10 protein-coding genes are annotated in these 11,007 nt (G+C 63.2%); 6 read left to right on the forward strand and 4 right to left on the reverse strand.

Annotated elements, in window-relative coordinates; translation table 11 throughout:
• Positions 1-483 (forward strand): HAD-IA family hydrolase (locus QZ501_RS13375; RefSeq protein WP_295720177.1); only part of this gene is annotated, 483 nt, incomplete at its 5' end.
• Between the two features lie 6 nt (positions 484-489).
• Here QZ501_RS13375 and QZ501_RS13380 read toward each other — a convergent pair.
• The 3 genes from QZ501_RS13380 to QZ501_RS13390 are packed head-to-tail and all read right to left on the reverse strand — an operon-like array spanning position 490 to position 4,452.
• Entirely contained in the window at positions 490-1,254 is a 765-nt protein-coding gene (locus QZ501_RS13380) for an ABC transporter permease (RefSeq protein WP_295720179.1), read from the reverse strand.
• The gene (locus tag QZ501_RS13385; RefSeq protein WP_295720181.1) at positions 1,251-2,219 is read right to left on the reverse strand and encodes an ATP-binding cassette domain-containing protein; all 969 of its coding nucleotides are present in this window, start codon (positions 2,217-2,219) and stop codon (positions 1,251-1,253) included. The genes QZ501_RS13380 and QZ501_RS13385 overlap by 4 nt, the downstream gene beginning before the upstream one ends.
• A 58-nt stretch (positions 2,220-2,277) precedes the next feature.
• Positions 2,278-4,452, reverse strand: coding sequence for a TonB-dependent receptor (locus QZ501_RS13390; protein WP_295720182.1), 2,175 nt, complete (start codon positions 4,450-4,452; stop codon positions 2,278-2,280).
• Positions 4,453-4,658: 206 nt separating this feature from the next.
• Here QZ501_RS13390 and QZ501_RS13395 point away from each other — a divergent pair, with 206 nt between their 5' ends.
• Complete coding sequence (locus QZ501_RS13395; protein ID WP_295720185.1) at positions 4,659-5,525, forward strand: cobalamin biosynthesis protein CbiX; 867 nt, start codon at positions 4,659-4,661, stop codon at positions 5,523-5,525.
• 57 nt (positions 5,526-5,582) lie between these two features.
• On the opposite strand, the gene QZ501_RS13400 is transcribed toward QZ501_RS13395, so the two are convergent.
• Positions 5,583-5,900: a DUF3301 domain-containing protein gene (locus tag QZ501_RS13400; RefSeq protein WP_295720187.1), complete on the reverse strand. Its 318-nt coding sequence runs from the start codon at positions 5,898-5,900 to the stop codon at positions 5,583-5,585.
• 92 nt (positions 5,901-5,992) lie between these two features.
• Between QZ501_RS13400 and QZ501_RS13405 the strand changes: the two genes are divergently transcribed.
• The 4 genes from QZ501_RS13405 to QZ501_RS13420 form a co-directional block, all read left to right on the forward strand.
• Positions 5,993-7,726 (forward strand): IucA/IucC family protein, encoded by a 1,734-nt coding sequence (locus QZ501_RS13405; RefSeq protein WP_295720189.1) that lies wholly within the window; start codon positions 5,993-5,995, stop codon positions 7,724-7,726.
• Entirely contained in the window at positions 7,719-8,696 is a 978-nt protein-coding gene (locus tag QZ501_RS13410) for a GNAT family N-acetyltransferase (RefSeq protein ID WP_295720192.1), read from the forward strand. The genes QZ501_RS13405 and QZ501_RS13410 overlap by 8 nt, the downstream gene beginning before the upstream one ends.
• A gap of 13 nt (positions 8,697-8,709) precedes the next feature.
• Positions 8,710-10,428: an IucA/IucC family protein gene (locus QZ501_RS13415; RefSeq protein ID WP_295720195.1), complete on the forward strand. Its 1,719-nt coding sequence runs from the start codon at positions 8,710-8,712 to the stop codon at positions 10,426-10,428.
• A partial coding sequence (locus QZ501_RS13420; RefSeq protein WP_295720196.1) for a SidA/IucD/PvdA family monooxygenase occupies positions 10,425-11,007 on the forward strand: 583 nt, incomplete at its 3' end. The genes QZ501_RS13415 and QZ501_RS13420, both read left to right, overlap by 4 nt.

Consider the following 11,007-nt stretch of genomic DNA (forward strand, 5'->3'; position numbering starts at 1 on the left):
GCAAGTCCCGAGACCCCGGAATTCCTGGAGCATGCCGAGTCCCTGTTCTACCGGGCCTATCACGCCTGCAACGGCCATCACAGCGAGCTCTACCCCGGCGTCATGTGCTTTCTGGAAGCAGCCCGGGCGCGGGATTGCCGTCTGGCCATCGTCACCAACAAGCCCGCCGAATTCACGGAGCCGCTGCTGGAACGGCTCGGCATCGCCCGTTACTTCGGGGCCACTGTCAGCGGCGACAGCCTGCTCGGTGACAACGGCACCGTCATCCGCAAACCCGACCCGGCCCACCTGCAGCTGGCGCTCGACCGGCTCGGCGCTCCAACGGACAGCGCCTGGATGATCGGGGATTCCGGTTCGGACATCCTCGGGGCACGCAATCTCGGTATCCCGAGCGTGGCGGTTACCTACGGCTACAGCCAGGGGACGCCGGTCGCGGATTACGGCCCGGACTGGATCGTGAACGACCTGACGGAACTGCTTTAGACACTTCTAGCTGCGCGCCAGCCGCCGGTTCAGCGCCCAGAGCGACAGGGGCGCGAAAACCAGTGTAATCACGCCGGCCCACACCAGGGACCACAGCGCCGGTTCCAGTACCGGCCCGCCACTGAGCAGCCCACGGGACGCCTCCGCCAACAGGGAGACCGGGTTGGCCGACACCACTGCCCGGATGAACGGTGGCAGCGTCTCCAATGGCACGAAGACGTTGCTGAGAAAGGTTACGGGAAACAGCGCCGTAAACCCGAACAACTGCACGTGCTCCGGATCCCGCGCCATCACGCCGACCAGCACCATAATCCAGGACATGGCGAAAGCGAACACCAGCAGCAGGGCCAGCATTACCAGCACGCCACTCACCGGAGCCCCCAGCCGGAATCCGAGCAGGAAGCCCACCACCAGCAACAGCAGGACACACCAGGCCTGCTTGACCATGTCCGCCAGGATGCGCCCGGCCAGCGGCGACCAGCGCGCAATGGGCAGGGCCCGGAAACGGTCGAACACGCCCCGGGTCAGGTCCGTGTTGAGCCCGTGGCCGACGTAAACGGTCACGAACACCAGGTTCATCACGATCACGCCGGGCAGGATGAAGTCCAGGTAGGCTGCCGTGGAGCCCGCGACCGCACCGCCGAAGACATACAGAAACAGCAGCAGGAACAGGATCGGCTGGATGCTGAAGTCCATCAGTTCCCAGGGATTGCGCCGCAGCTGAAGCAGGGAGCGCCAGGCGAGGGTCAGGGTCTGCTGGAGGCTGCTCATGGGGCTGCCTCCGCATCTCCGGCCGGCGTCTCGACGCTGGCGTGGCGACCGGTCAGTGTCAGGAAGACATCATCCAGGCTCGCACCACGCAGCGTCAGCTCCCGGGCCACGATGCCGGACTCGTCCAGGCGCCGGACCACGGCCGGTACCAGTGCCGGGTCACTGACCGGAACCCGCAGCCGGGCCCCATCCACCTCGGGCTCGCGCCCCACGATCTCCGTCACGATCGACAGCGCGGTCGCCATGTCCGACTCGTGCTCCGGCGCCAGCACCAGGGTCTGTCCACCGATGCGCGCCTTGAGCTGATCCGAGGTGCCACTGGCAATGACACGCCCCTGATCGATCACCACGATCTCATCCGCCAGGCTATCCGCTTCCTCCAGGTACTGGGTCGTGAGCAGCACCGTGGTGCCCTGGGCCACGAGCTGGCGGATCAGGTTCCAGAGATCCAGGCGGGCGCGCGGGTCGAGCCCGGTTGTGGGCTCGTCCAGGAACAGAATACGGGGTCGGCCCACCAGGCTGGCGGCCAGGTCCAGGCGCCGGCGCATACCACCGGAATAGGTCTGGACGGGCCGATGGGCCGCGTCTTCCAGGCCGAACTCCACCAGAAGCTCGCCTGCCCTTGCCCGGGCATCCCGCCGGGAGAAGCCCAGCAGGCGGGCAATCAGGATCAGGTTCTCGCGGCCGGTGAGCTTTTCATCCACGGAGGCGTACTGACCGGTCAGGCCTATGCGGCTTCGGACCGCAGCGGCCTCCGAAGCCACATCGCATCCATCCACCCAGGCCTGCCCGGCATCCGGCGCAAGCAGGGTCGCCAGAATCCGGACCACCGTGGTCTTACCGGCGCCGTTGGGGCCCAGCAAACCAAGAACGGTGCCACGCGGCACGCTCAGGTCGATCCCATCGAGCGCCCGGGTGGCACCGAACTGCTTGACCAGGCCTTCGGCGCGGATCGCTTCATCCATGGCCCTCTTTCCCCGTTTGGTGGAAAGCGGTCAGGATAGCGGCACGCCGAGCGGAACACTACCAGTTGACAGAGTAACCAACCCCCATTGTTCTGCCCTGCCCCTTCACCCGGCTGGTGACGCTATTAGCAGAGCCTATCTGGTAATAGGACTGGCTGATCGCGGGGTAGTAATCCTCGTTCAACAGGTTCCTGACGGACAAGGTCGCTTCCCCTGGGCCGACGTTAAACCGAGCAACGTAGTCCACTATGGTATAACGCTCGACTTCCCCTTCACCGAAAGCAGTCGAGCCCTCAAACTGATCCCGGCTCCCGATGTGAGAAAACTGCAGCCGATTTTGCCACCAGCTCAGAGTCTGGTCTTCGACATAGCCAGTGATCTTAAGCGGCGCTATCCGAGTACCCGGCAAACGTCGACGGCCGCCATCCTCAGTGTCCCTGATGCCTTCGGCCCAGGTCAGAGTGCTTCCGAGAGTGGTTGCCGGAGTCACACTGTAGTCCAACGCGCTTTCAATGCCCCAGAGATCCTCATCGTTTTTTTGGATGTTCAGGTTGCTATCAAAAGTTGTTCCGCCGTTGGAGGCGCTGTAGAAAACCGCTGCGGAAACAAAGAGTTGCTCCCCTGTGTAGCGGCTACCAATTTCGTAGGTTTCGACCTTCTCAGCTTCAGACTCAAAACTTTCCGCCTGATACGTAAAGATGGGATCGCTCGACGCGAGACGATAAGGACCTGCATTACCAATTACTCGGCCAACGTCCGCTATGGAGAAACCCTCCGAGTAGCTGGCAAATAGATCCACGGAGTCACTCACGAAATAGACTGCGCCGAGATTGAACAACGTTTCGGAATAATCCAGTGTCCCGGATTCCACCCTGTGCCCTTGCAGGCTTGGAAGACTACTCTGGTTTGCCGGAACTGTCCCGGCATCCACAGTGATATCTTCATGGCGCAAACCTGCCCGAATCATTGCAGACTCAGCAATAGGCACTTCCAGCTGTGCATAACCAGCATAGGCATCCTGATCCATAGCGGGAGAGGTCGCTGGAATTTCACCTGCCTGGTCATAGAACCGTGACTCGGTCTGATCGGATAGGTAGTCCACACCCCATGTCAGGCTAGCCCCCTCTGCAAGCGCATCCAGCGGCGTATTTACGGATGTCCTGACCCCAACCTTTTCCGACTCAATCGCACTCTGAGGGTAGGTCACTCCAGTAACATAGTACTTTGGGAACGACTGTCGCGAATCCCCATAATAGAGATCCGCGTTCAAGGAACTTCCTGCAATATCCTGATGAGAGTAGGTGACCCTTGCCGACGTAAACACCTGCTCTGGATCAATTCCAGGTATGGCGTTATCGGGCGCTGCATCCAGAGGCACTGCCGGTGTTTTACCATCACCCTGCGCGAAGCCGAAGGTGTAATCCGAATCCTGCTCGTTATTGAATTCGTTGACCATCAGCTCGATGCGCTGATTGCCGCCATCAAAATTAAGGCCGGTCTTAGCGAGGACGTTGTATTCCGTGGTATCCGAAAGGCCGCCCTGGGTACCGCCCGGTCCCCCAGGGGGAATCCGGTCACCATCCGCGTCAAACCGTCCACCGCGTTCAACGAACGAGCCGGACAGTACGTAATCCCAGTCACCCTCGGTACCACTGACCCGATGCTCCGTCTCGTAATCCAGCGAATCATCAAAATGCTCCGTTGAGAAGCGAACACCCGCCTGAGAATAGCCTGAGACACTCTCCTCACTGGCTTTCTTGGTGATGACATTGATTACGCCGCCCTTGGCGCCAAAGCCATAGATGGCGGTACCACCGCGGATTACCTCGATACGTTCAACAGCTGAAGCCGAGATACTGTTGAGACCCCGCGACGCATCCCGGAGTGGGGTCGACTGGGGAATACCATCGATGAGCACCAGGAATTTACGGCCGCGAAGGGTCTGACCGTAATTGGTAACCCCTTCAGTGCTGGGCCCAAGACCGGGAACCGTTTGGGCGAGAATGTCGCCAAGATTTCGACTGACCTTTGATTGCTCATCGATCTGCGCCTCGTCGACAACGGTTACTGACCGGGCCGTCTCCGAGACGGAGGTCTCGTTGCGTGTCGCCGAGACCACGACAGGATCCAGTTTCATCCCTGTCTCTGACTGTGCGTGCGCCGTCATGGATAAGGGGGCCAGCGAGGCCGTCGTGGCAATGGCCAGCGGCAGCAGGCGCTTACGGGTGATCATACTCCGGTGTGTCACTGCAGATGTCTCCTGATCCGGAATGGTGTGTTCAGTTTCTTTCAAGAAAGTAATGCGAATTATTATCGTTAACTAAACGGATGTAAAGAGTTCTCAAACAGGAAACATGACGATTCGAACATCGTCAGGCATCATCGCAGGTGAACGGTATGCCGTATTCTTCCGTAGACACCCGAAACGAAAGGCACCCCATGACTCACGTATTTCTGGTCGACAACGGCTCGCTCCGCCCTGGCGCCACCCTGAACCTGCGAAGGGTGGCGGCGGCGCTGTGCGAACGCACCGGCATGCCAGTAGAGGCCCGTTCCCTCCTGCATTCCAATAAGGTTCCGGCGGAAAAACTGGATGGCATACCCGCCTCAACGCTTGGCCCGGCTGCGACATGGCGAGCTGAGGAGGGGGTGAAAGACATGGTGATTCTGCCGTTCTTCTTCGGGCCGAGCCGGGCACTCAGCGGTTACCTGCCGGAGCGGTTGGGCGAGATGCAGGAGATTCATCCGGAAGTACGGGTAAGGGTTGCCTCGCCTCTCGTCGATCTGCAGGCACCAACAGATCTGCGACTCGCGCGCATTCTGCGTGACGGAGTGGAAGAACAGATCCAGCAGCTGCCCACCGGCTCAAAACCAGCCGTTGTTCTGGCAGACCACGGCAGCCCGATCCCGGAAGTAACCGCCGTGCGTAACGTTGTTGCCGGCCAGCTGGCGACGCTTCTCGAGGACCGCGTACGCAGTGTGACACCCGCCTCGATGGAACGACGGGAGGGCGACGAGTACCGGTTCAATGAACCGTTGCTGGAAAACCTGTTGGACCAGCCCGGTTTCAACGATGGGCCTGTAATCGTCTCGATGCTGTTTCTCTCACCCGGGAAACATGCTGGCGAGGATGGCGATGTGGCTACCATCTGCGCCGATGCCGAAGCCCGCAACAGCGGACTGGCAACCCGCATCACGCACCTGGCCGGCGAACACGCCGGCATCCTGGAGATACTGGCGGACCGGCTGGAAGAGGCCATCAGCGGTGAGCACTATCTGCTGGATCTCCCTCCAAGGGGAGCCTGATACACCTCGCGCGCCGGACGCGAAAGGAGGGGCAGGGCACGCTGCCCTGGCGAGCTTTCAAAACCGGTGCGGCTCGAATTCCACCGACTCGGTGCGCTCGCCCAGCAGTACGATCCGTCCCCGATAGCGGCCCTCGCCGGTGGCTGTAAAATCAAAGCTGAAAGTCCGGCGTAATCGCAACCGCCCCTGCTGATCCCTCTGCAGGCCAAGGCCGCTCAGGCACACGCTCTGATCCAGCAGATCCACGTCCGCACGCTCACAGGCCCGCCGGGCCGACTGCAGGGCCAGCTCCTTGGTACCCAGGGCCCGCCACCAGTACCAGCCCCCGAACCCAATGGCAAAAAGGATTGAGAGTGTTGTCAGATCAATCTGCATTCTCACCTTAAAAATCAGAAATGTTATTTGACAATGATTACTATTCGCGAATAGCTTGAGCGCCATCGCCACAACCACACCCGAGGTTACCGATGCGCCATAATCCCTCGCTGAACGCGTTCTTCAACGCCCTGATCCGCGAATGGCCCATCGCGCGCTACCACGAGTCCGTCTCTACCACGGACCAGGGCCATTTCGAGATACAGGGCTCCAACAATACATCCCTGATCATTCCCTGTCGCTTCAGGGCCTATACCGGCCGTCACCTGCTTGCGGAGCCCCTGCAGATTGATGACCAAGGGGAGCGACAGCCGGTCACGTTTGAACAGGCCGTGGCATGGTGCCTGGGCCTCGAACCGCTCCTGCACGAGGCGTCCGGCCGCGCCCTTGAAGCGCTCCAGCAACGGGTTCATGCGAGCCGCGGGAATCTCGCCGCCGCCCAACAGGAACGGGAGTCCCAGCTCGATCACCTGTTCCGGGAGCCGCTGACGTTCATCGAGGCCGAACAGGCCCTGTTCAGTGGCCACTCCATCCACCCCTGCCCCAAGGACAGGGGCAACATGGACAGCGGGGACGCCCGGCGCTACGCCCCGGAATACGGCACCCCCTTCCCCCTGGCCTGGTACAGCGTGGACCGTGCCCAGCTGTTCCGACGTGAGGCCGGGGGCTTCCAGTCGGTGGATGGGGTTGACGCCCTGCTGGAAACCGAACCGGACGCCGATCACCTGCGGGCCCAGCTCCCGGAGGGACACTGTTTGCTCCCCTGCCATCCGTTCCAGCACCGGCAGTGGCAGGCATCGCCCGGGCTGGCGCCCATGCTCGAATCCGGCGCCGTCCGGTACCTAGGCGAGGGCGCGCCACACTGGTACGCCACGTCCTCCTTGCGGGCGATCTACTGTGACTCGGCGCCCTGGATGCTGAAGTTCTCACTGAGCGTCTGGCTCACCAATTCCCTGCGCCATCTGTACCCCGAGGAAGTGGTGCGGGGCGCTGAACTCTGCCGGGTGCTGGACAGCGGGCCGGTGCGGGAATGGCTCCAGAGCAGGCCCCGTTTCGAGATCCTGCGGGAACCCATTACCGCCGGCATCCGGGGACCGGAAGGCCAGCCCCTGACGGAAACCCTGTTGGTCTGGCGTGACAACCCCTTCCACGGCGACGCGGCCAACAACACCGAGGTGCTCGCCACACTGCTCCAGGACGACCCCCGCAGCGGTGACTCCCGCCTGGCGCAGCGGCTCGGCCAGGTGGGCCTGGATGACAGCCAGGCCCGGGAATGGTTCCGCCGCTACCTGGACGTGGCCGTGGCCCCACTGCTGGAAGCCCAGTCCCATTTCGGGATCCTGTTCGGCGCCCACCAGCAGAACCTGGTCCTGAAGCTGGACGGGGTCTGGCCGGAAAAACTCTTCTTCCGGGACTGCCAGGGAACCGCCTTCACCAGCCTCGCGGTACAGCGCCTGGGCGATGAACTGGGCAGCCTGGCTGATGACAGCGAGAACCTGCTGCCGGACGAGCTCGGCATCCAGCTGTTCTGCTATTACCTGTTCATCAACGCCACCTTCAATGTCATCACCTCACTGGCGGCAGGGCGGCTCGCCAGTGAGGCCGCTCTCATCCGGACACTGCGCGAGTGGCTTCAGGCGCGACTGGACGAGCAACCGCGCGACGACCGGGCCATCCGCTACCTACTCGAAAGCCGGGAACTCCACGCCAAGGGGAACTTCCTGTGCACCCTCCGGGCGCTGAACGAGACCACGCTGAGCGACGTCTTCTCCATCTACCACCCAATGACGAACCCACTCTACACGGAGGCCGAGTGCCATGTTTGACCGTATCCAACGGATCCACCTGACCCTGAGCTCCAGCGGTGACCAGGTGCAACTGGCAACCATGGACCAGAGCTGGCAGCTCTCCCTGAGCGGTGAGGGCCGGGACCGGACCCTCACCGGCTGGGAGGGCCCCATACCGGAGCCCAATCTCGTCTACCCCCTGCTCGACCGGCTGTTTGCCGGTCTTGAGCTCGACGCTCTCTCGGTGACCGTCGGCATTGCGGAACTCTGCTCACTGGCGCACCCGGCCTGGCAGGTCCTCGAGGACGGTACCCACCGCATCGAGCGGAACGCGTTCTACCAGATCCGGGAAGCCTGGCTGGCGCCGGCCCTGTGGCCGATCATGCCGGAGGTCCCCGAGCAGACCGGCAACGTGGTCCACCCCCGGCGCCCCATGCTGCCCAACACCACCCTCTACCGGCGCTATCACCCCGGCCTGGACCGGGTCCTTGAGCTGCGCCCGGCAACGGTTGAGGACGACGGCGAACGCTTCCATCGCTGGCAGAACCTGCCCCGGGTGGCCCGTTTCTGGGAATACCCGTTCAGCCGGGAGCGACTGGACGCCATGCTCGAGGAGCGCCGGGCCGCCGCCAACAGCTTTCCGCTGATACTGGAAGCCGACGGTGACCCGGTGGGGTATTTCGAAACCTATTTTGTGCCGGAAGACCGTCTCGGCCCCTACTGCGAGGCCGGCGCCTTTGACCAGGGGCTGCACATGCTGGTTGGCGAGGACCGCTACTGCGGCAGGGGCCAGGCCCCGATCTGGCTCAACACCCTCAGCCATTACCTCTTCCTGAGCGACCCCCGAACCACGGCGCTCTATGGCGAACCGGATGTCGCCAACGAAGCGCTGTTCCGGCAACTCCGGCACGTCACCTGGAACAAGCGCTACGAATTCGACTTTCCCCACAAGCGCGCGGCCCTGGTGGCCACGGAACGGGATGAGTTCTTCCGCAACACACGACTCTAGCAGGGGACCCGCAATGGAAGCAGAAACGCTCTGGAACCGGATCAACCAGAGGCTGATGGCCAAGATCATCGGTGAAACCAGTTACGAGGGGTGCCTCTCGCCGGAACCCGCCGGCAATGGGCGCTATCGACTGGCCCTGCGGGGGCATGACTACGGCTTCCGAGCCCGCTACAGCTGCTGGGGGTGGTTGCGGGTGGTGCCGGAAAGCCTTACCCGGGACGGCCGCCGCGCAACGGATGCGACCCAGCTGGTGATCGATGCCCAGCACGCCCTGGGCATGACCGACATCGTGCTCGCCAATTTCCTGGAGGAACTCCAGAACACCCTGGCCGGGGACCGACGCCAGCAGGAACGGCTGGCCGGCCTCACGGCCGAGCAGATGCTGGACCTTCCCGCCACCGAGCTGGAAGGGCTCCTGGACGGTCACCCCAAGCTGCTGGCCAACCGGGGGCGTATGGGATGGAGCCAGGCGGACCTTGAGGCCTACAGTCCGGAGGCGGGCAACCGCTTCCAGTTGCGATGGCTGGCCGTAGCGCCCTCGCTGGGCGGCACCCATGTGGGCACCCCGCCGCTGGAGCAGTGCCTTGAACACGGGGAACACGCGGCACTGGTCAGGGGCTCCGGCGCGGCCGGGCACTGGCCCCTGCTCCCTGTTCATCCCTGGCAGTGGGACCACCGCCTGCAGGCCCAATACGGCGAGGCGCTGGCCCGCGGGCTCATCCGGGATCTGGGTGTGCATGGCCACTGGTTCCAGCCGCAGCAGTCGTTACGGACCCTGACCAACACCAGCGTCCCCGGTAACTGCGACCTCAAGCTCGCGCTCACCGTGCTGAACACCTCCGCCTATCGGGGCATACCCGCGGGCCCCATCGCCCTGGGGCCGGAACTCTCCCAGTGGCTGTGGGAACGGAGTCGGGAGGATCCCGAGTTCGCGCGTGCCGGCCTGGAGGTGCAGAGGGAACTGGCCGGCAGCCATATCCCCCACCCCCGGCAGGCGCAGATCGAGGGTGCGCCCTACCGCTACCACGAAATGCTGGGAGCGGTCTGGCGCGAGAACCTCACGGGCAGGACCGGCCTGGGCGAACAATCCATGCTGATGGCCACCCTGATGCAGTGCGATGGCCGGGACCGTTCCCTGATCGCGGCCCTGATCCGGCGCTCGGGACTGAGCCCCGAAGTCTGGCTGACGCACCTGTTCGACCGGGTGACGGTACCGCTCTACCACCTGCTGTGTGCCTACGGCATCGGACTCGTCGCCCACGGCCAGAATCTGGGCCTGATCCTGAAGGACGCCATTCCCCAACGCCTGGCCCTCAAGGATTTCCACGGCGACCTGCGTTGCGTGGACCAGCCGATGCCGGAAAAGGCGGGCATGCCGGCGCATCTTCTGGAAGGGCTGACGCGCCTGCCCCCGGAGTACCTGGTACATGACCTCATCACCGGCCATTTCGTCACCACCCTGCGGTTCATCTCACCACTGCTGGAGGATGACATGGGATTCCCGGAGACCCGCTTCTACAGCCTGCTGGCCGAGCGCCTCCGTGACTACCAGCAACGCCACCCGGAACTGGACGAGCGCTTCCAGCTGTTCCCGCTGCTGCGCCCGACCCTGGAGCGGGTCTGCGTCAACCGGGTGCGGTTCCGGCTCGGGTACGAGGACCATGCCGAACGCCCCAATGCCGACCTGGGTGTGCCGCTGAGCAATCCCCTGCTGACAGGAGAGACGCCATGAACAAGCCACTGGATCTCGCCGGACTGGGCATCGGCCCGTTCAACCTGAGTATCGCCGCCCTGCTGCGGGAAGTCCCGCAGCTGCGCACGGCCTTTTTCGACCGCAAGCCCCAGTTCAACTGGCATCCGGGGATGATGCTGCCGGGCGTCCGCCTGCAGACTTCCTACCTCAAGGACCTGGTCACCGGGGTGGCGCCCTGGAGCCCGAACAGCTTCCTGAACTACCTCGTCCAGAACGGTCGATTCTATACCTTCATGAATGCCGACCTGCCCGCGGTGAGCCGTGCTGAATTCGCGGACTACATGGCCTGGGTGGCGGAAGGGCTCGACAACCTGCATTTCGGCCACAACATCCGGCACGTCGATTTCGACGGGGATCTTTTCCATGTTCACTTCCAGGAAGACGCGGAACCGATCCGGGCCCGTAACCTGTGCCTGGGGACCGGAAAAATCCCGGCCATCCCGGAATCCTGCCGACCATGGCGAGGCGATGACTGCTTCCACAACATGGAGCTGACACTGAGACAGCCCGATGTGGCGGGTCAGTGCGTGACCGTCGTTGGCGGCGGCCAGTCAGGGG

The organism is uncultured Halovibrio sp. (assembly GCF_913056445.1).
Classification (GTDB): domain Bacteria; phylum Pseudomonadota; class Gammaproteobacteria; order Pseudomonadales; family Oleiphilaceae; genus Halospina; species Halospina utahensis_B.